Annotated in this window: 16 protein-coding genes and 1 tRNA gene; 11 read left to right on the forward strand and 6 right to left on the reverse strand. The window is 60.9% G+C overall.

Features of this window, described 5'->3' with window-relative positions; all coding sequences use genetic code 11:
* Positions 1 to 63: 63 nt before the first annotated feature.
* The gene (locus ACM5SV_RS33365) at positions 64 to 1,665 is read right to left on the reverse strand and encodes an inorganic phosphate transporter (RefSeq protein ID WP_222014690.1); all 1,602 of its coding nucleotides are present in this window, start codon (positions 1,663 to 1,665) and stop codon (positions 64 to 66) included.
* 288 nt (positions 1,666 to 1,953) lie between these two features.
* Here ACM5SV_RS33365 and ACM5SV_RS33370 point away from each other — a divergent pair, with 288 nt between their 5' ends.
* From ACM5SV_RS33370 to ACM5SV_RS33380, 3 genes are all read left to right on the forward strand, one after another.
* A complete protein-coding gene (locus ACM5SV_RS33370) occupies positions 1,954 to 3,132 on the forward strand; it encodes an acetate/propionate family kinase (protein ID WP_222014692.1) in 1,179 nt (392 codons plus the stop codon).
* 71 nt (positions 3,133 to 3,203) lie between these two features.
* Positions 3,204 to 5,588 carry a phosphoketolase gene (locus tag ACM5SV_RS33375; protein WP_222014694.1) on the forward strand — a complete coding sequence of 795 codons (2,385 nt, stop codon included), beginning with the start codon at positions 3,204 to 3,206 and terminating at the stop codon, positions 5,586 to 5,588.
* Between the two features lie 79 nt (positions 5,589 to 5,667).
* On the forward strand, positions 5,668 to 5,946 hold the full coding sequence (locus tag ACM5SV_RS33380) for a hypothetical protein (RefSeq protein WP_017995067.1): 279 nt from the start codon (positions 5,668 to 5,670) through the stop codon (positions 5,944 to 5,946).
* 31 nt (positions 5,947 to 5,977) lie between these two features.
* On the opposite strand, the gene ACM5SV_RS33385 is transcribed toward ACM5SV_RS33380, so the two are convergent.
* Entirely contained in the window at positions 5,978 to 6,868 is an 891-nt protein-coding gene (locus ACM5SV_RS33385; protein WP_017995068.1) for a helix-turn-helix domain-containing protein, read from the reverse strand.
* Positions 6,869 to 6,995: 127 nt separating this feature from the next.
* Between ACM5SV_RS33385 and pobA the strand changes: the two genes are divergently transcribed.
* The 7 genes from pobA to ACM5SV_RS33420 all read left to right on the forward strand — a co-directional run bounded on the left by pobA (position 6,996) and on the right by ACM5SV_RS33420 (position 14,138).
* Positions 6,996 to 8,168, forward strand: a complete 1,173-nt coding sequence (pobA, locus tag ACM5SV_RS33390) for a 4-hydroxybenzoate 3-monooxygenase (RefSeq protein ID WP_017995069.1) — start codon at positions 6,996 to 6,998, stop codon at positions 8,166 to 8,168.
* Between the two features lie 156 nt (positions 8,169 to 8,324).
* Positions 8,325 to 9,497, forward strand: a complete 1,173-nt coding sequence (locus ACM5SV_RS33395; RefSeq protein WP_221968633.1) for an ABC transporter substrate-binding protein — start codon at positions 8,325 to 8,327, stop codon at positions 9,495 to 9,497.
* A gap of 75 nt (positions 9,498 to 9,572) precedes the next feature.
* The gene (locus tag ACM5SV_RS33400; protein ID WP_128406034.1) at positions 9,573 to 10,436 is read left to right on the forward strand and encodes a branched-chain amino acid ABC transporter permease; all 864 of its coding nucleotides are present in this window, start codon (positions 9,573 to 9,575) and stop codon (positions 10,434 to 10,436) included.
* Position 10,437: 1 nt separating this feature from the next.
* Entirely contained in the window at positions 10,438 to 11,439 is a 1,002-nt protein-coding gene (locus ACM5SV_RS33405; RefSeq protein WP_222014695.1) for a branched-chain amino acid ABC transporter permease, read from the forward strand.
* Positions 11,439 to 12,203: an ABC transporter ATP-binding protein gene (locus tag ACM5SV_RS33410; protein WP_012758835.1), complete on the forward strand. Its 765-nt coding sequence runs from the start codon at positions 11,439 to 11,441 to the stop codon at positions 12,201 to 12,203. The genes ACM5SV_RS33405 and ACM5SV_RS33410 overlap by 1 nt, the downstream gene beginning before the upstream one ends.
* Positions 12,184 to 12,900 (forward strand): ABC transporter ATP-binding protein, encoded by a 717-nt coding sequence (locus ACM5SV_RS33415; RefSeq protein ID WP_221968635.1) that lies wholly within the window; start codon positions 12,184 to 12,186, stop codon positions 12,898 to 12,900. Before ACM5SV_RS33410 ends, ACM5SV_RS33415 begins: the two co-directional genes overlap by 20 nt.
* A gap of 389 nt (positions 12,901 to 13,289) precedes the next feature.
* Entirely contained in the window at positions 13,290 to 14,138 is an 849-nt protein-coding gene (locus ACM5SV_RS33420; protein WP_280801296.1) for a VCBS domain-containing protein, read from the forward strand.
* Between the two features lie 447 nt (positions 14,139 to 14,585).
* On the opposite strand, the gene ACM5SV_RS33425 is transcribed toward ACM5SV_RS33420, so the two are convergent.
* The 3 genes from ACM5SV_RS33425 to ACM5SV_RS33435 all read right to left on the reverse strand — a co-directional run bounded on the left by ACM5SV_RS33425 (position 14,586) and on the right by ACM5SV_RS33435 (position 18,599).
* A tRNA-Met gene (locus tag ACM5SV_RS33425) sits at positions 14,586 to 14,662 on the reverse strand.
* A 135-nt stretch (positions 14,663 to 14,797) separates the two neighbouring features.
* Positions 14,798 to 15,997, reverse strand: a complete 1,200-nt coding sequence (mnmA, locus tag ACM5SV_RS33430; RefSeq protein WP_017995076.1) for a tRNA 2-thiouridine(34) synthase MnmA — start codon at positions 15,995 to 15,997, stop codon at positions 14,798 to 14,800.
* Between the two features lie 448 nt (positions 15,998 to 16,445).
* Positions 16,446 to 18,599, reverse strand: a complete 2,154-nt coding sequence (locus ACM5SV_RS33435) for a putative bifunctional diguanylate cyclase/phosphodiesterase (protein ID WP_419425484.1) — start codon at positions 18,597 to 18,599, stop codon at positions 16,446 to 16,448.
* Between the two features lie 163 nt (positions 18,600 to 18,762).
* On the opposite strand from ACM5SV_RS33435, the gene ACM5SV_RS33440 reads away from it, so the two are divergent.
* Complete coding sequence (locus ACM5SV_RS33440; RefSeq protein ID WP_113548287.1) at positions 18,763 to 19,026, forward strand: hypothetical protein; 264 nt, start codon at positions 18,763 to 18,765, stop codon at positions 19,024 to 19,026.
* 71 nt (positions 19,027 to 19,097) lie between these two features.
* On the opposite strand, the gene serA is transcribed toward ACM5SV_RS33440, so the two are convergent.
* The gene (gene serA, locus ACM5SV_RS33445) at positions 19,098 to 20,693 is read right to left on the reverse strand and encodes a phosphoglycerate dehydrogenase (protein WP_012758842.1); all 1,596 of its coding nucleotides are present in this window, start codon (positions 20,691 to 20,693) and stop codon (positions 19,098 to 19,100) included.
* Positions 20,694 to 20,741: the final 48 nt, after the last annotated feature.

A 20,741-nucleotide genomic window follows, 5' to 3' on the forward strand; every position in this document is an offset into this window, starting at 1 on the left:
CTCTACCTTTTGTTTTGACGCAATTCCCGGCAAAACCGCTTCGCGCTTTGCCGGGAATTTGCTTTAAAAAACCTGGCGCATGATCACGAACAGCACGAAGGCGATCGCGATCGAGGCCGGCAGCGTCAGCACCCAGGCCATCAGCATGTTACGCACGGTCGACCATTGCAGGCCGGAACCGTTGGCCGCCATAGTGCCGGCAACGCCTGATGACAGCACATGGGTGGTCGAGACCGGCAGGCCGAGATGGTCGGCCGAGGCGATAGTGACCATCGCCACGACTTCGGCTGCCGCGCCCTGACCATAGGTCAGATGCGTCTTGCCGATCTTTTCGCCGACGGTGACGACGATGCGCTTCCAGCCCACCATCGTACCGAGGCCGAGCGCGATCGCGACCGCCACTTTCACCCAGAGCGGGATGAACTTCGTCGCGTTGTCGACCGCCTTGTGGTAGCTCGTCACCGCGCTGAGGTCGCCGGCATCCATCGGCAGCAGCTTCTGCTTGTCGATCAACTTCAGCGCCTCGCCGATCAGATAGATGTCGTTGCGGACGTTGCCGACGAGATTGGTCGGCACCGCTTCGAGCGTCGGGAAGCCGGCGACTTCAGCACTTGTCTGGTGGATATATTGCTGCAGGGCCGGCGTCGTCGCATCCGTCCAGGTCTTGTTCTTGACGGCGTTGCCGACTTCGGCCTTGTAGTCCGCAACCGTAACGCCCGGCTTCACATATTTGCCGAGTGCGGTTTCCACATGGGCTGATGCTGACTTGTAGGCTTCGAGATAGTTGACATCCGGCGTGCGGTTCAGCGCGAAAGCCGTCGGCACCAGGCCGATCAGGATCAGCATGATGAGGCCCATGCCCTTCTGCCCGTCGTTGGAGCCGTGGGCGAAGCTGACGCCGGTGCAGGTGAAGATCAGGATCGCACGGATCCAGGGCGGCGGCGGCTGGTTGCCCTTCGGCTCTGCGTAGAGCGCCTTGTTGCGCACCAGAAGCTTCATGACCAGCAGGAGGACAGCGGAAAGACCGAAGCCGATGAGCGGCGAGATCAAAAGCGACAGGCCGATATTGGTCGCTTGCGACCAGTCGACACCGCTGGTCGCTGTGCCTGCCGGCGCCAGGAACTGGTTGGCAAGGCCGACGCCGATGATCGAGCCGACCAGCGTATGCGAACTCGACGACGGCAGGCCGAGATACCAGGTGCCGAGATTCCAGACGATCGCGGCAATCAGCAGCGCGACGACCATGGCAAGGCCGGAGCCGGAACCGACCTGCAGGATCAATTCCACCGGCAGCAGCGCCAGAATACCAAAGGCGACGGCGCCGCTCGAGGTCAGCACGCCGAGGAAGTTGAAGAAGCCGGACCAGATAACGGCGAATTCCGCCGGCATGGAACGGGTGTAGATCACGGTTGCGACGGCATTGGCCGTATCATGGAAACCGTTGACGAACTCGAAGCCGAGCGCGATGAGCAGTGCAAGGCCTAGGAGAATCCAGGGAACGGCGACTGCGGTTGTCAGGTCGCGGCCGAGTGCATAAGCGACATATCCAAGGCCGCAGACCAGAACGAGCGCGAACAGCGGCAAGAACCACTTGTTGGCCGAATTCGAACTGTGGAGCGGGTGGGAAGCGTCGCTATGAACCTGGCTGGGGGCAATATCGGCCATGGCATAGTTCCTTATTCCGTTTTGCAAATTTGCCTTTTGTTAATAAATCCGCCGCGTGAAGCTCTCATGACGCCCCGACTGAACCGCCCGTAAGCCACTGATGCTGGGCGATATTGACGGTGATGCGCCTGGGTCGCCTCCATAATAGATGCCGCGTTGCGATCCCAAGCGGCTGACGATGGTTGTCTACGCAATGACAAAAGCGCGCCCCGAGCGAATAAATCCTTCCCGCCTGGACATCCGACGCTAAGTTCGGTCATCTCACACCCGCGCGGAGTCTTGGAAGACATGTCATCGACCGACCTGCTGCTGACCTTCAACACCGGCTCCTCGACCGTTAAGATCGGCATCTTCGCGATAGACGGCCCCAAGGCGCGGCGCATCGGCAAGGGCGTGATCGATTTCCGCGCCGAACCGCTGTCGCTCGGCCTGACGAAAGCATCGCAGATAGTCGAGATGCCGTTGAAGGCCGCGGTGACCGAAGATCTGCACGGCGTCATCGATGAGACCTTCGCGCTTCTCGCCGATCATTTCGACATGACCGCCGCGCGCGCCGCCGGCCACCGCGTCGTCCATGGCGGCGACCGGTTTACCAAAGCGATCGCGCTCGACGCCGCCGCAATCGATGCCATCGATGCGCTGACCCCGCTTGCGCCCTTGCACCAGCCGCAGGCGCTGCGTTTCATCCGCGCGCTCAAGCATCTGAAACCGCATCTTGCCCAGACCGGCTCCTTCGATACGGCCTTCCACGCCACGCAGGACGATCTCGTTCGCCGCTTCGCCATTCCCCGTACGCTGCATGACGAAGGCATCAAGCGTTACGGCTTCCACGGCCTGTCCTATAAATTCATCGCCGGAGAGCTTCGCCGCAAGGCGCCGCGCGCGGCAAAAGTGGTCGCCGCCCATCTCGGAAGCGGCGCCAGCCTCTGTGCGCTGGATGACGGCGTCAGCCGCGATTGCAGCATGGGCTTTTCGACGCTCGACGGCATCCCGATGGCGACGCGTCCGGGCTGGCTCGATCCCGGCGTCATCCTGCATCTGGCCGGTCAGAGGAAGCAGTCCTTCGAGGAGATCGAAGATCTGCTCTATCATCGCAGCGGCCTGCTCGGCGTCTCCGGCATCACTGCCGATACGCGCGAGCTGTTGAAGGACAGCCGGCCGGAGGCGCGCCAGGCGATCGAGCTCTTCACGCTGCGCATTGCCGGCGAAATCGGCCGCATGGCGGCAACGCTTGGTGGCCTTGACGCCATCGTCTTCACTGCCGGCATCGGCGAGCATCAACCGGAGATCCGCGCAGGTGTGACCAAGCGGCTGTCCTGGCTTGGCCTTGCAACCGACGAAAAGGCCAATGCTGCCAATGATTTCACCATCAGCACGCGGGAAAGCCGCATCGCCGCCCATGTCATCGCCACCGATGAGGAACAGACCATCGCCGAGGAGGCGCTGTCCGTTCTTCGCAGTGACTGATCCAGATCAACAGCTTGCCGGCATCCGCCGGTAGAATTGACGTTGAAGACGTTTTCGAACGGGAGAAACCCATGGAAAAGCATGTCTCGACCGCTGCCCTTACCGATGCCGAACTCACCCTGATCGACCGCTATTGGCGCGCCGCCAATTATCTCTCCATCGGCCAAATCTATCTGCTGACCAATCCGCTGTTGCGCGAGCCGCTGAAACCAGAGCACATCAAGCCCCGCCTGCTCGGCCATTGGGGCACGACACCCGGCCTCAACTTCATCTATGCACATCTGAACCGTCTCATCCGCGCCCGCGATCTCGACATCATCTATATGTGCGGCCCCGGCCATGGCGGGCCGGGCATGGTCGCCAACACCTATCTCGAAGGCATCTACAGCGAGATCTATCCCGATATTTCCGAGGATGCCGAAGGCATGCGCAAGCTCTTCCGGCAATTCTCCTTCCCCGGCGGCATTCCGAGCCACGCGGCACCCGAAACACCGGGCTCGATCCACGAGGGTGGCGAACTCGGCTACGCCCTCGTCCATGCCTATGGCGCCGCCTTCGACAATCCCGGTCTGATCGTTGCCTGCGTCGTTGGTGACGGCGAAGCCGAAACCGGGCCTTTGGCTGCGAGCTGGCATTCCAACAAGTTTCTGAACCCTGCCCGCGATGGCGCCGTTCTGCCGATCCTGCATCTGAACGGCTACAAGATCGCCAACCCCACCATTCTTGGCCGCGCCAGCCACGAGGATTTGCAGAGCCTCTTTGAAGGCTATGGCTATGAGCCCTTCTTCGTCGAGGGTCACGAGCCGCGCGACATGCACCAGCAGATGGCTGCAACCTTCGACAGGGTCTTCGACCGCATTCGCGAAATCCAGAAGGAAGCCCGCAATGGTAGGGCGCCCGATATCTGCCCGCGCTGGCCGATGATCGTGCTGCGCAGCCCGAAGGGCTGGACAGGACCGAAGGAAGTCGACGGCAAGAAGGTCGAAGGCTTCTGGCGCGCCCACCAGGTGCCGGTCTCCAACTGCCGCGAGAATGAAGGGCATCGCAAGATCCTCGAGGACTGGATGAGCAGCTATGATCCGAAAGACCTGTTCGGCAGCGACGGCCGGCTGAAACCCGAGCTGCGGGCGCTCGCCCCTGTCGGCAAACGCCGCATGGGCGCCAATCCGCACGCCAACGGCGGCTTGCTGCGCCGGGAGCTCGACGTTCCCGATATCCGCGACTATGCGGTCGATATCGGCAAGCACGGCAGCGCCATGGTGCAGTCGACGGAAATCCTCGGCCATTACCTGCGCGACACGATGAAGCGCAACACGAAGGCTGCCAATTTCCGTATCTTCGGCCCCGACGAGACAGAATCGAACCGTCTCGGCAGCGTCTTCGAAGTCACCGACCGTGTCTGGATGGAGGGTATCGAACCCTACGACGTCCACTTGTCCCGGGATGGACGTGTCATGGAGGTGCTGAGCGAACATCTCTGCCAGGGCTGGCTGGAAGGCTACCTGCTGACTGGCCGGCACGGCCTGTTCTCCTGCTACGAGGCCTTCATCCACATCATCGATTCCATGTTCAACCAGCACGCCAAATGGCTGAAGGTGACGCGGGAACTCGCGTGGAGAAAGCCGATCTCGTCGCTGAATTACCTGCTGACCTCTCACGTCTGGCGTCAGGACCACAACGGCTTCAGCCATCAGGACCCCGGTTTCGTCGACCTCGTCGCCAACAAGAAGGCCGATATCGTCCGCATCTACCTGCCGCCGGATGCCAACACCCTGCTCTGGGTCGGCGACCATTGCCTGCGCACCTATGACCGCATCAATGTCATCGTCGCCGGCAAGCAGCCGGAGCCGCAATGGCTATCGATGGACGAGGCGGTGAAACATTGCGAGGCCGGCATCGGCATCTGGCACTGGGCGAGCAACGAGGACGACACCATCCTGCCTGATCTCGTCATGGCCTGCGCCGGCGACGTGCCGACCATGGAGACGCTTGCTGCCGTCGACCTGCTGCGTAAGGCCATTCCGGAACTGAAGATCCGCACCGTCAACGTCGTCGATCTCCTCGCACTGCAATCCAGGGATCAGCATCCGCACGGCCTGACCGACGAGGCATTCGATGCGATCTTCACCGCCGACAAGCCAGTCATTTTCGCCTATCACGGCTATCCCTATCTCATCCACCGCCTGACTTATAAACGCACCAACCACCGCAACTTCCACGTCCGCGGCTTCATCGAGGAAGGCACGACGACCACACCCTTCGACATGACCGTCCTCAACGAACTCGACCGCTTCCACCTCGCCATCGAAGCGATCGAGCGCGTGCCGGGCCTGAAGGAAAAAGCAGGAGAAGCGCTCGCCGCCTTCCGTGGCAAGCTTGCAGAACATCACGACTATGTCCGCGAATATGGTGAGGACATGCCGGAGGTGCGGAACTGGACATGGCCGATGGCGTGAAGCGAAAACCAAACTGAATCGCACGGAACTGGTCGGCGGAGATCATCCGGCGGAAACAATCGTCAAGCAAAGTCTAAAGTTGGTGAAAACCATCGGCGCACTGTTCCTGGAAGACCGCATCGTAGGCTATGTGTCTCGAGCAAGCTTCAAGGCCGTCGACCGAGGAAACGACATGAAAAGTTTCGCTGCCACGCTTACCGCCGCCCGGCTGGAAAAGGCGCTCGCCTTCTACATGACGCCCGAAGCCCAGCGCGATGGCTCAGACGATGCCGTCAAGTCAGCTGAGCAACGAGCCGCATACGAGACCCGCGCCGGCGAACGCGCCCGCAACACGGAAGAGGGTGCCGAAGCCTGGTAAGAAGTTGCACCGAGCAACCCTTGCGGGTGGCCTATACACCTTCAAGCCGAACCTTTTCCTTCATGCGCCAGACCCGCGGCGTTTCTCCGGTGTATTTAACGAAGAAGCGCGAGAAATAGGCGGGGTCGGCAAAGCCGAGCCGAAATCCGATCTCCTGAACGCTGCCCAGCGTAAAAACCAGCTGGCGTTTCGCCTCTTCGACAAGTTTGCCGGCGATCAGTTCATGGGGAGTGTTGCCGGTCATCGACCGGACGATGCGGGTGAGATGTGTCGGCGAAACCCCAAGCTCCCTGGCGTAGAAAGACGCGGGCTTGTGGGATCGAAAATGTTGCTGAATGAGCTCGCTCAGCATGTCCATCCGCCGCTCGTTCTCGTTGGGCGGAAGCTCGCGCGTATTTCCCTCATGGGAAATCCTCGCCGTCAGCCGCAGCGCCAGGGCGACATAGGCGGCCAACGCCTCGTTGCGGCCGCTGCGGCGGTTTTCGAATTCATCGCCCAGCCGCTTCAACGTCTGCATGACATAGACTGCCTCGGCATTATCGGGATCGAGCGGCGTCAGATGCGGCGCCGCCAGCCATTCGCCGAGCTGGCTTCGATCACCGAGCGGATGGCTGAGATGGGATCTCAACAGGGTGATCACCAGGCCGTCGATATCGCGTGAAAAACGAAAACCATGATTGAGCCCGGGCGGCACGGTGATGATCACCGGCGGAAGGATGGCATGGCTCTTTTCGCCGAAGATCGCATCGCCCGAACCGCTTTCGATGTACAATATCTGAAAGAAACTCTCGTGACGATGCGGGCTAATCTCCCATTGATGCAAACTGCTGCGGGAGCGAATAGTTTCGCAATGCACCCAAAAATCCGGCTCTCGCCCGGTCTTTTCGCCGTAGAGTTCATAGGTAGGGATATGTTTGCTCATGGGGCTCCGTGAGAATTCTCCCGATCCAATGTTCGATTAGTGCAATTTTTAGGTTGGAATGTCCATTGCTGCGGCAAGCGCGGCAAGGCAGAATCTGGCAAAACGCAAAAATGCAGGGAGGAAGCATTTGCGAACTCAGGTCGCCATCATCGGTTCGGGACCATCCGGCCTGCTGCTCGGCCAGCTTCTGACCGAAGCCGGCGTCGACAATGTCATTCTCGATCGTGTGAACAAGGATTACATCCTCAGCCGGGTTCGCGCCGGCGTTCTGGAGGAAGGCACCGTCGGGCTGCTGGATCAGGCCAAATCAGGCGCGAGGCTGCATTCCGAAGGCCTGCCGCATGACGGCTTCTCACTGACCTTCGACGGACGCGACCATCGCATCGACCTTCACGAATTGACCGGCGGCAGGCGTGTCACCGTCTACGGACAGACCGAAGTGACGCGCGATCTCATGGAGCGGCGCGAAGAAAGTGGCTCCCCGTCGATCTACGATGCCGTCGATGTCGCGCCGCATGACTTCGACGGCCATTCTCCTTTCGTCACCTATGTGAAAGACGGCGTTGCCAAGCGCATCGATTGTGACTTCATCGCCGGCTGCGACGGGTTTCACGGCGCCAGCCGCAAGGCCGTTCCGGAGCGGGCGATCAGGAGTTTCGAGAAGGTCTATCCCTTCGGCTGGCTGGGGGTCCTTGCCGACGTGGCGCCTGTCAGCCATGAGCTGATCTACGCCAACCATCCAAGGGGCTTTGCGCTTTGTTCGATGCGCTCGGCCACCCGCAGCCGCTACTACATCCAATGTGCGCTCGACGAGAAGATCGGGGACTGGAGCGACGACCGTTTCTGGGACGAGTTGAGACGGCGGCTGCCGACGCATCATGCCGAAGCATTGGCGACCGCGCCGTCCTTCGAGAAATCGATTGCGCCGCTGCGCTCCTTCGTCGCCGAACCGATGCGTTTCGGCCGGCTTTTCCTGGTCGGCGACGCCGCCCATATCGTCCCGCCGACCGGCGCCAAGGGATTGAACCTCGCCGCCAGCGACGTCCATTATCTTTTCTCCGGGCTGATCGAGCATTACCGAGAAGGCTCGAATAGTGGCATCGACGCTTACTCGCAGAAGGCGCTCGCCCGTGTATGGAAAGCCGTGCGGTTTTCCTGGTGGATGACGACGATGATGCATCGTTTTCCGGATACCGGTGATTTCGACCAGAAGATCCAGGAGGCGGAACTCGACTATCTCACCCATTCCCGCGCCGCCTCGACAGCGCTCGCGGAGAATTATGTGGGATTGCCATTCTGAGACGAGGATAGTTCCGCATCCCACACTCATAATCGTTTGGCCATGGATTACGGCATTTATTTCATTTTACATCACCATTTCGCATGACAAGCTAACGCTCAATTTTGAGCGGCTAGCGAATACGGCGCGGGAGTGCGCCAAAAAGGGAGAGAGAGAATGAAGAAGCTATTTCTGGCCGCCGTTGCGGCCGTCGTGCTCAGCGGCACGGCCTATGCAGACACCATCAAGGTCGGCGTCATCGGCCCGTTCTCCGGTCCGTTCGCGCTGCAGGGCAAGAACTTCAAGGCCGGCATCGACGCCTATATGGCGGTCAACGGCAACACGGTCGGCAGCGATACGGTCGAGATCGTCTATCGCGACGTGCCGCAGGCCGACCCCGCCCAATCCAAGGCGCTGGCGCAGGAACTGATCGTCAAGGAAAAGGTCCAGTATCTTGCCGGCTTCTACTTCACGCCCGATGCCATGGCGGTCACGCCGATCCTGAAACAGGGCAATGTGCCGATGGTCATCATGAACGCCGCCACCTCGGCGATCGTCACCAAGAGCCCGCTCGTCGTCCGCACCTCGTTTACCACCTGGCAAACTTCGACGCCGATTGCCAAGGTCGCCTTCGACGCCGGCGTCAAGAAGGTGATTTCCGTCGTCAGCGATTACGGCCCCGGCATCGACGCCGAGAACGCTTTCAAGGCCGGCTTCGAAAAGGCCGGCGGCCAGGTGGTCGAGGCGATCCGCATGCCGCTTGCGACCAACGACTTCAGCCCGATCATGCAGCGCATCAAGGATTCCGGAGCGGAGGGCGTGTTCGCCTTCCTGCCCTCCGGTCCGACGACGCTCGGCTTCGTCAAGGCTTACAACGACAATGGCCTGAAGGCTGCCGGCATCAAGTTCTTCGCGCCGGGTGACCTGACGCAGGAATCCGATCTGCCGGCGCTCGGCGATGCCGCACTCGGCATCCAGACGACCTTCCACTATGCCGTGTCGCACGATTCTCCCGAGAACAAGGCTTTCGTCGAGGCGGCGACCAAAGCGATCGGCAACAAGGCCGAACTTTCCTTCCCCTCAGTCAGCGCCTATGACGGCATGTATGTCATCTACAAGATGATCGAGGCGACGGGCGGCAAACAGGATGCTGAGAAGGCCGTCGATGCGGTCAAGGGCCTTGCCTGGACGAGCCCGCGCGGCCCGGTTTCGATCGATCCGGAAAGCCGTCACATCACGCAGAACATCTATCTGCGCGAAGTGACGAAAGCCGATGACGGGACCTACATCAACAAGGAGATCCAGACTTTCGAGAAGCAGGGCGATCCGGGCCTGGCGGCCGTCAAGTAACATCGAGTGTCAAGACAGGTGACAGGCTTGGCCTGCGATCAGGCCGAGCCCGTCGCTTGGAAGCAAGGTATTTCCATGCAGACAGTCTTCAGCATAGCCGTCGACGCTCTTGCCTATGGCATGGTGCTGTTCGTGATCTCGATTGGCCTTTCGGTGACCATGGGGCTGATGCGTGTCGTCAACCTCGCCCATGGCGCTTTCGCGATGATCGGCGGCTATATCGCCTCCTATGTCGCCCGCGACCTTGGCCTTGGTTATGCCGCGGCGGTCATCGCCGCCGTTGTCATCACCATCATCGTCGCCATTCCGATCGAGCGTTTTCTCTACCGCCGGATCTATGGCGCGCCGGAACTGACCCAGGTGCTGATGACCATCGGCATCACCTTCTGCGTCATCGGCATCGCCAATTATGTCATGGGGCCGACGCTGAAGACCATACCGCTTGCCGGTGCACTGCAGGGGTCAGCCGATCTCGGCTTCCGCACCATTCCCGTTCACCGGCTTTTCGTCATCCTCTGCGGCTTGGTCGTGGCGCTCGCCCTCTGGTTTGCGATCGACAGGACCAGCTTCGGCGTCAAGCTGCGCGCCTCCGTCGATGATGCGGCAATGGCTGCGGCACTCGGTGTGCGCACCGAGATCATCTATGCGGTGAGCTTTGCCGTTGCCGTCGGGCTTGCCGCCTTCGGTGGCGTGGTCGGCGCCGAACTCCTGCCCGTCGAACCCTATTACGCGCTGCGCTACATGGTGACCTTCCTGGTCGTCGTCTCCGTCGGCGGCGCGGGCTCCATTCCAGGTGCACTGATCGCCTGTCTGCTGCTGGGCGCGATCGATACCACAGGACGGTATCTGATGCCTGAATTCGGCGAATTCTTCTTCTATCTCGCCGTGATCGCAATCATCTTCGTCTTCCCGCGCGGCCTTGCCGGAAGGGCGAAATAAGATGGCGCTTGTCATGAACAACGAAAACGAAGGTCTCCAGCATCGGCGCGGGTTTATCGGCCGCGATCTTATCGGAATAGCGGTCATCTTAGCCGTTGCCGCGATCGGCTATTTCGCCTTCCCCGATAATCTCGCACTTTTGACCCGGATGATCACGATCGCGTTGCTCGTCCTGTCTCTCGATCTCGTGACCGGTTATTGCGGCGTCGCAACGCTCGGCCATGCAGCACTTTTCGGCTCCGGCGCCTATGCCGCCGGGATCCTGTCGGCGCATTACGGCATCAATGACCCGCTGCTGATGATGCTGGCCGGCATTGCCGGTGGCGCGGTTGCCGGGTTGCTCTGCGGCGCCACCATCCTGCGTGCGCATGGACTGCCGCAGCTGGTGCTGTCGATTGCGCTGATCAACCTCTTCCATGAATTCGCCAACAAGGCCTCGTCATGGACAGGCGGCAGCGACGGACTTTCCGGCATCGCGCCGGACCCGGTCTTCGGTCTCTTCGAATTCGATCTCTACGGTTACACCGCCTTCTTCTTCGGAATGGCGCTGCTGCTGATCGTCTTCGTGCTGCTGAGGGTCCTGGTTCGCTCGCCCTTCGGCATGCTCTGCCGCGCCATCAAGCAGGACCCGCTGCGCATCCGCGCCATGGGCGCCTCGCCGAAGGCAGCTCTCATCAGGATGTACGCGATCTCCGGCGCCGTTGCCGGTGTCGGCGGCGCCTTGAACGCGATTTCGACACAGGTCGTCGGCCTCGACAGCCTGTCTTTCACGCAGTCGGCCGAAGCGCTGGTCATGCTAGTGCTCGGCGGCACCGGTTCTCTCTTCGGAGCACTTTCCGGCACTCTCATCTTCATGCTCTTCGAGGACTATGTCTCCGCCGCCAATCCCTTCCATTGGCTGACCATGGTCGGCGCGCTGCTGATCGCCGTCGTGCTCTTTGCGCCGAAAGGTCTCTATGGCACGGCCGCAGCCTTCGTTGGCCGCCGCAGGGAGCAGCGCTGATGAGCCCGGTCTTCGAAGTCGCCAATCTCAAGAAAGCCTTCGGCGGCCTGGCCGTCACCAATAATGTCTCGCTCACGATGTCGCCTGGCGATCGCATCGCGCTGATCGGCCCGAACGGCGCCGGCAAGACCACCTTCGTCAACCTCGTGACCGGCAATCTATCGCCCGATTCCGGCGAGGTTCGTCTCGGCGGCGAGGTGGTGACGAAGGTCGATGCGATCGGCAGGGTCAGACGCGGCCTTGTCCGCTCCTTTCAGGTGACGCGGCTCTTCCAGGACATGACGCCGGCCGAACATGTGGGACTTGCCGTCCTTCAGCGCGATGGAAAGACCGGGCACATGTTCGGCAATTTCCTGCGCATGCCCGATGTCATGGCCGAGGTCGATGATCTCCTTGGAAAACTCGGACTGGCTTTCCTGATGCATCGCAAGGTCAGCGAAATCGCCTATGGCCAGCAGCGACTTCTCGAGATCGCCGTGGCGCTGGCGCTGAAGCCGAAAGTGCTGTTGCTCGACGAGCCGGCAGCCGGCGTGCCGCAGAGCGATACCGGCCGCATCGAGCAGGCGCTCGCCGATCTGCCCGCCGATCTCGCTGTGCTGATGATCGAACACGACATGGATCTCGTCTTCCGTTTTGCCAAACGCGTCATCGTGCTTGCATCAGGCACGATCATCTTCGATGGCCTGCCGGAAGACGTCACCAAGGATGCGCGCGTGCGCGAGGCCTATCTCGGGAGCTATGCCAATGCCAGCCCTGTCGCTTGAGGTCGAGAATCTGTCGGCCGGATATGGGCCGACGAGAGTGCTCGAAGGCATTTCCTTCTCCGTGCCGGCAGGCGCCCGGCTTGCCGTGCTCGGCCGCAATGGCATGGGCAAGACCACGCTGCTCGCGACGCTTGCCGGGCAGACCAGGCGATACGAGGGCAGCATCCGCCTCGGCGATTCGGATGTCACGACGGCACCGAGCGCTGCACGCGCGCACAAGGGCCTCGGATATGTGCCGCAGGCACGCTGCGTCTTCCCGACGCTGACGGTCGAAGAAAATCTCTTCGTCGGCTTGAAGGCGCGACCGAAGACGGCGCTGGAGGAAGCCTATTCGATGTTCCCGCGCCTGAAGGAGCGCCGCCGCAACCTCAGCAGCCAGCTTTCCGGCGGCGAGCAGCAGATGCTCTCCACGGCTCGCACCATTCTCGGTCGCCCCTCCGTCCTGCTGCTCGACGAACCGCTGGAGGGCCTGGCACCCGTTATCTGCGAGCAACTGATGGCGGCCTTCACCGACCTCGCCAAGACGGGAGACATGACCATCCTGCTGGTCGAGCAGCGCATCCAGAGCGCGCTCGATTTCGCCGATCAGGTCGTCATTCTCGAACGCGGCAGACTGGCCTGGACCGGAACGCCGGAAAATCTGACCAGGGATCACGAGGCTGTCGAAAGCCTGCTCGGGGTCGGCGGCCTGCATTGATGGGATGATCGGCAGAAGCTCAGGCTCTGCTGATCGGTCCCATTCCGTCTTCAAGGTTGCTCTTGGCGCGCCGAGCAATTCATGCAGTATATCGTCATGACGACGTCATGATTGAGCGGTCATTATTATCATGCCCGAAAGTTTTCCGCTGGCCGAATTGATGGATCGCCTGAAAAGGCGAGAAACACCATGATCGATGAAGCGGCAGCAACGTAAGACCAGACGCAAATCCTGGTTCATAAACAGGATCGACGTCCGAGCCGCTTTCTTTACTTGAATGCTTGAGGTGTACCCGATCGAAATCTGTTGGATTGACGGGCGGAATTGCTCTACCGCTGCATCAATTTCGGTTGCCAGATACCCGATAGGGTTGCATAGTCGAATTGAACATCACACGGGAGGTAGAAATGGCAAACCACAAGCCGGTCGCAGGTGACGTATACTTGCCTGTTTTCGATATCAACGACCCGATTAGCGGTGACATCCTCGAAAATACCAGTTCCACCGATATCGACGGAGATGCGGTACGCCTCAATTTCGTGAATGGACAGCGCATTCCGCAACCGGCCAATGGATCCCCGGCCACAAGCACGACGATCGAAGGAGAGTATGGTACGCTCACCGTTTACTCCGACGGCAGCTACACCTACGCGCTCGATCACTCCAACCCGGTGGTCGCAGCGCTCGGACCGGGAGATGAGCTGGTCGAAAAATTCACCTTCAAGATATCAGACGGCAAAGGCGCCACCGACGTCGGCGCGTTCAGTATCGCAATAGATCTGCCGGAACGCGGCGATGTGTTCGCCAACTTCGAGGATGTTGGCCAAAGTGACTTCCCAACTGGTTACAAAGGCTTCGATTGGGGCGCCTGGTACGATGGTGACGACGCTTCTGTGCGGGAGGAAGCGGATGGCAACCACTATCTGGGAGGAGGCGTGTTCTGGACACCCATCCAAGCCGCCGATGGCGGCAACTTTCAGATCGAGCAATTCAGTGTCGCAAACGGCACATCGGACTATGACAACGTTCTGACGATCGAAGGTAAGCTGGACGGCGATACCGTATTCTTGGTCACGGTCAACGTCACCGCCGACAGCATTCATGACCCGCAAGTGATCGATCTCAGCGCCTACGGCGAAATCGACTCTCTCGTGCTCGACACCGAACCCGTCATCAACGAAACGAGCGGCCCGGATTATTACGGCGCGCAATACGACAACTTTCATTTCATCGTTTGATGGATGGGGAAAGGGCGCCGCATCACCGAAATCTGTGCGCCTTCACCGACTGCGCTCTGCGGCGCCTATCTGGGTACCAATTTCTTGCGATAGCTGACGGGCCTGGATCTTGCTAGCATTGGATCGTGCGAGGAGGCACGGTTATGCTGGGATGGAGGAAATGATGCAGCCAGTCGGGATCAGGTTAGCGGCGGTCATGTTCTCGCTCGCCGTATGGGCTATTATTATCGCTGTCGCATCCCACCTTTGGGCGACGAAGATGCCTCTGTTGCTTCTGACGCTCTACAGATAGGCCTGTCCTCGCGTTGGCGGGAATCCTGCAGATCAGGGCCGGACTGGTTTTGTCCCCTCGCCGCCACGGTTGGCGATGCGACCAATGCGCTGCCAAGGCCGCCGGAACCGGCTCAAAATCGAGCTGCAAAAATCGCCAATTCTGCAATGAGGAGATGGTAGCGGAGGAGGGATTTGAACCCCCGACACAAGGATTATGATTCCTCTGCTCTGACCTACTGAGCTACTCCGCCACTGGTCAACGATACCCGCTCGCGAAGCGATGCCGGTTCGTGGGATGAGCGGCTTATAAGGTGCGCTTCGGCTTTGTGTCAAGCGCATGATCGAGAAAAACGGTGGGCTTTGCCGGCCGTCGTTACCTATGGGTTTCAGGCGGCGACGGGGCTGGCCAAAAGGGCCTTCAGGCAGGCTTCCGCCGAAGGTTCACGCTCGGAGCGTTCGATGAAACCGCCGCCGAAGACGCGGGCGTTGTCGCCGGGCGCCGAATAAAGCGCGCAGGCCTGGCCGGGCGCAATGCCCGCCTCGCCGACCGTCAGGTCGACATAGGTGCCTGTTGCATCGACATGCAGCACGGCCGGCGCCGGCGCTCGTGTCGAGCGGACCTTGGCGTAGCAGGCAAAGCCCTTGCCGGACGCGGCTTCCGCAAGCGTCTCGTCGCCCAGCCAGTTGATGTCGCGCAGGTAGACGCGGTGCGTTTCCAGCGCCTCCTTCGGTCCGACGATGACGCGGCGCGAGCGGGCGTCGAGAAAGACGACGTAGAGCGGCTCGCCGGTAGCGATGCCGATGCCGCGGCGCTGGCCGATCGTGAAGTGCAGGATACCCTCATGGGTTCCAAGCACGCGGCCATCGAGATGGACGATCTCACCGGCGAGCGCCGCATTCGGCTTCAGCTTGGTAATGACGTCGGAATATTTGCCCTGCGGCACGAAGCAGATGTCCTGGCTGTCGGCCTTCTTGGCAACGACAAGGCCCATCTCTTCGGCAAGCCTGCGGGTTTCGGCCTTCGGCAGGCCGCCCAGCGGAAAGCGAAGATAATCGATCTGTTCCTGCGTCGTGGCGAAGAGGAAATAGCTCTGGTCGCGGTCGGCATCGGCCGGGCGGAAAAGCGCACGGCGGCCGGGGTTTTCGGGCGAAGGATTCAGGCCCGAGCGGATATAGTGGCCGGTCGCCAGCGCATCGGCGCCGAGCTCCTTGGCGGTCGCCAGAAGATCGGCGAATTTGACGGTCTGGTTGCAGGAAACGCAAGGGATCGGCGTTTCGCCCGCCACATAGCTTTCGGCGAAGGGGTTGATCACCGTCTCGCGGAAACGCTTTTCGTAATCGAGCACGTAATGCGGGATGCCGAGCGTTTCACAGACGCGGCGCGCATCGTCGATATCCTGGCCGGCGCAGCAGGAGCCGGCACGGTGAACGGCGGCGCCATGATCGTAAAGCTGCAGCGTAATGCCGAGCACATCATAACCCTGCTGTTTGAGAAGGCCGGCGACGACGGATGAATCGACGCCGCCCGACATGGCGACGACGACGCGGGTCTCTTCCGGCTTCTTGTCAAAATCCAGTGTGTTCAACGATGGTGCCAATTCTGCGCGGTCACGATCCGCCCTTGCGCTGCAATTGCGGCGGATTGCTGATCTCCGGCGGGATCGGCCGCCGTCTCTCGATGAGGCACCGATATAGAAAGGATTGCCCTTGGGCGCAAGGGGCAGCATTCAGGCAGCAATATTTCGCATTCCCGCGTGAAGAGAAGGCGCAGCCGAGGCCGCGCCCTCGAGCGGGGGTGCGGCTCAGGTGCCGATCAGCTTGTTGCAGGCGAATGCAATGCCCGGATTGGCGATGATGGCGGTTACGAGCGCCAGTCCGATCATCGAGAATGAAAAGCGTTTCATAAAACATCCTCCTTTCCAGCCCACGACAATTATGCGGCTTCGCCCGCCTTTCTCAAAATGACGAATGCTTGATGGCATCCGGCGGCATGCCTTTCCTCGGACGCCACTCCCAGCTGTCGCTTAAGCGCTTCTATCTGCGAGACGAAGCGGCCTTCAGCGCACGGCCGTCGATCAGCGCCTCCGCCTCGTGCTGCGGCATCGGCCGGCCGAGCAGATAACCCTGCACCTCACTGAAACCTTCTGCACGCAGTTTCTGCAACTGCTCTTCCGTCTCGATCCCTTCGGCCAGCGTCGTCGCGTTGAAGCCGGAACCGATGCCGACGACGGCGCGCACGATGGCGAGATTGCCGGCATCCGTCTCGATGCCCGAAACGAAGCTGCGGTCGAGCTTGATCTTGTCGAAGGGGAAGGATCTGAGATAGCTCAGCGACGAATAACCGGTGCCGAAATCATCGATGGCGATGCGGACGCCGAGCGCCTTCAATGCGCGGAGCCGCGGCAAGCTTTGGTCGGCATCAGTCAAGAATACGGACTCGGTGATTTCGATTTCAAGGCGGTCGGCAGTGAGACCCGTCTCGTCGAGCGCCGCGACCACTGTCGAAAGCAGGCTCGCATGCCGAAACTGGCTGACGGAGAGATTGACGGCGATCCTCAGACGGGCGGGCCAGCCGGCGGCGGCGCGGCAGGCTTCCCGGATCACCCAGTCGCCGATCGGCACGATGAGGCCGGTTTCCTCGGCAAGCGGAATGAATTCCATCGGCGCCACCAGCCCGCGCTTGGGGTGGCGCCAGCGGATCAGCGCCTCGAAGCCGCCGATGCCGTCATTGTCGAGCTGCACGATCGGCTGGTAATGCAGCTCGAACTGGCGCTTCTCCAGCGCCTCCCACAGCTCGCCTGTCATCACGTGCCGGCGCTCGGCGGCAAGCCGCATCTCCGTCTCGTAGAAACGATAGGTCGAGCGCCCACTCTCCTTGGCGGCATAGAGCGCCAGATCCGCGTGCCGCATCAGCACATCCGCGTCGCCTGCATGATCGGGCGCCAAGGCGATGCCGATACTGCAGGTGACATGCTCCCGGGCGCCGTCGAGATCGAAGGCATGGCTCAGCGCCTTGAGCAGCCGTTGCGCAAAACGCCCGGCCCGCTCCGGCTCGTCGAGCTCCAGCACGACGGCGAATTCGTCGCCGCCGAGACGAGCGACGAGATCACCCTCCTCCGCCAGCTGCAGCAGCCGCTCCGACACCTGGCAAAGCAGCGCGTCGCCGGCGGCATGTCCCTTGCTGTCGTTGATATGCTTGAAGTGATCGACGTCGATATAAAGCAGCGCGATCGCGCTGTCGGCGGTCGCTTCGACCGCCCGCTGGTTGATATGGTTGGAAAATGCCGCCCGGTTCGGCAGGCCGGTGAGCGAATCGTGCATGGCGAGATGGGCAAGCTTTGCCTCGACGGTGCGCTCCTCCGTCACGTCCTGCGAGATGCCGAGCAGATAACGCGGCGAATGACCCTCGGGCGTCGGCAGAGCGCGTTTGACGGTGCGCAGGATGCGCGGCACGCCATCGGCGCGTAGCATGGTCTCCTCGAAGCTGATCGTCGCATTGGCTTCGAAGGCCCGGCGATCCTGCTCGCGAAAGGCGTCTGTCTGACTGGGAGGAAACAGCGCCCGGTCGGTTTGGCCGACCACATGCTCCGCCTTCATGCCGACGATGTCGCCGCAGGCCTCGTTGAAGAGAACGTAAAGCCCGTCCGCTTCCATGTCCTTGACGAAGACGCCGACCGGCAGGTTGTCGACGATGCTGTCGAGAAGCGAGCGCGTATCGCTCATCTGGCGTCTAGCGGCGTTGACCTCGGTGCGGTCCTGCACGATCGCCAGGATTGCGGCCCGGCCCTCGAAACGCACTTCCCGGCCATAGGTCAGCACTTCGAAGGTCTCGCCGCTCGCCTTGAGGTGAACCCAGCGTTCCGCCTTTTCCATGTCGGTTCTGCCGCTGACGGCGTCGCTCATCCGTTCCCGCTCATGCTCAGGGCGAATATCCAGAACCGTCATGCGCCGGTATTCATCCGCGCCGTAGCCGTAAAGTGCTACCGCTGCCTCGTTGACGATGAGAAAATGCAGCGATGCCGGATCATAGACCCGCATCGGCGACGGATGCGTTGCAAACAATGACCGGAAGTCGTCGTTTAATGCTTCGGTCTGCTCGGTCTTCTGCAAGGGGGCCATGGAATTTCGCGTGCCGTTGATGCCGATGCCAGGGGTATACTGCGAAAAGTTAAATAAAATCAGAATCATACTCAGGGTTAAACTTTAGGCTTCCGCCTTCAGAATGTGCAAAGCGGCGGTCTGCCATCACGATCTCGGCCCTCGATAAAATAATTTGGGCGTCATGGAACAATTCCGTCGATCGTGCGTTGCGGGTGATCGATGTCGCATTGAAATTGCTGAGGAGGGTTTCATGGGCAGGTTCGGCACGACGACGGATTACAGCAGAATCAGACACTGGATCGAGGCACGCGGCGGCCATCCCGCCCGGATCAAGAACGCACCGGACAGCGAAACCGTCCGCGTCGATTTTTCCTCGGAACCGGAAGAGATTTCCTGGGACGAATTCTTTCAGGGCCTCGACGGCAGCAGGCTCGCCTTCCTTCACCGCACCAAGGCTGAAGACGATGTCGCCCGCTACGGCAAAATCCTCCGCCGGAAACGCCGGCACCACTAAATTCATTTGACGCAGCAAAAACCCGGCGCAGTCTCCTACGCCGGGTTTTTCATTTCTTCGGGAGGAAAAACTCAGTCGATATTGAAGGTCAGCGGCTTTGCCTGGCGAACCGCCTGGTGGGCGGTCAACTCAGCAAGCACGGCGTCATCAACCTTACCATCGACATAGAGCAGCGCGATGGCGTCGCCGCCCTGCTTGTCACGGCCGAGCTGGAAGTTGGCGATGTTGACGCCGGCAGCACCAAGCGTCGTGCCGATGAAGCCGATCATGCCGGGAACATCGGTATTGGTGATGTAGATCATGTGCGAGCCGACATCGGCATCAAGGTTGATACCCTTGATCTGGATGAAGCGCGGCTTGCCGTCCGAAAACACCGTGCCGGCGACCGAGCGTGTCATGCTTTCGGTGGTCACCGTCAGCTTGATATAGCCATCGAAGACGCCTGTCTTGTCGCGCTTGACCTCGGAAAGCACGATGCCCTTTTCCTTGATCATGATCGGCGCCGAAACCATGTTGACGTCGGCGACCTGCGGGCGGATGAGGCCGGCGAGCGCGGCGCTCGTCAGCGCCCGGGTGTTCATGTTGGCGGTAATGCCGTCATAGAGGATTTCGATTTCCTTGATCGGCTCTTCGGTGACTTGGCCGACGAAGGCGCCGAGAACGTCGGCAAGACGGATGAAGGGCTTCAGGATCGGCGCTTCCTCAGCCGTGATCGACGGCATGTTGATGGCGTTGGAAACCGCACCATTGACGAGGTAATCCGCCATCTGTTCGGCCACCTGCAAAGCGACGTTCTCCTGCGCCTCGGTCGTCGAGGCGCCGAGATGCGGCGTGCAGACGACGTTCGGCAGGCCGAAGAGCGGGCTTTCCTTGGCGGGCTCGACCTCGAACACGTCGAAGGCGGCACCCGCGACATGGCCGGACTTGATCGCTTCGGCAAGCGCTGCCTCATCGACCAGGCCGCCGCGGGCGCAGTTGATGATGCGCACGCCGGGCTTGGTCTTTGCCAGCGCTTCCTTGTTGAGGATGCCCCGCGTCTTGTCGGTCATCGGCACATGCAGCGTGATGAAGTCGGCGCGGGCGAAAAGCTCTTCCAGCTCGACCTTGGTGACGCCCATCTCCTCGGCGCGCTCCTTGGAGAGGAACGGATCGTAGGCGACGACGTGCATCTTCAGGCCGATGGCGCGGGCGCAGACGATCGAGCCGATATTGCCGGCGCCGATGACGCCGAGCGTCTTGCCGGTGATCTCGACACCCATGAACTTCGACTTCTCCCACTTGCCGGCCTGCGTCGAGGTATCGGCTGCCGGTAGCTGGCGGGCGACGGCGAACATCAGCGCGATCGCGTGTTCGGCCGTCGTGATCGAGTTGCCGAAGGGCGTGTTCATGACGATGATGCCGCGGCGCGAGGCGGCCGGGATATCGACATTGTCGACGCCTATGCCGGCACGGCCGACGACCTTGAGGTTCGTCGCCCCCTCGATGATCTTTTCCGTCACCTTGGTGGCGGAGCGGATGGCCAGGCCATCATACTTGCCGATGACTTCGAGCAGACGGTCTTTGTCCTTGCCGAGCTGCGGTTCGAAATCGACTTCGACGCCGCGGTCGCGAAAAATCTGGACGGCGGTTTCCGACAATTCGTCGGATACGAGAACGCGAGGTGCCATGAGGGCCTCCTTCAAAAGTGTTCAGCGATGAATAAAATCGGGAATGCT

Origin of the sequence: Rhizobium sp. CRRU65 (assembly GCF_048551595.1) — a bacterium.
GTDB lineage: Bacteria > Pseudomonadota > Alphaproteobacteria > Rhizobiales > Rhizobiaceae > Rhizobium > Rhizobium leguminosarum_J.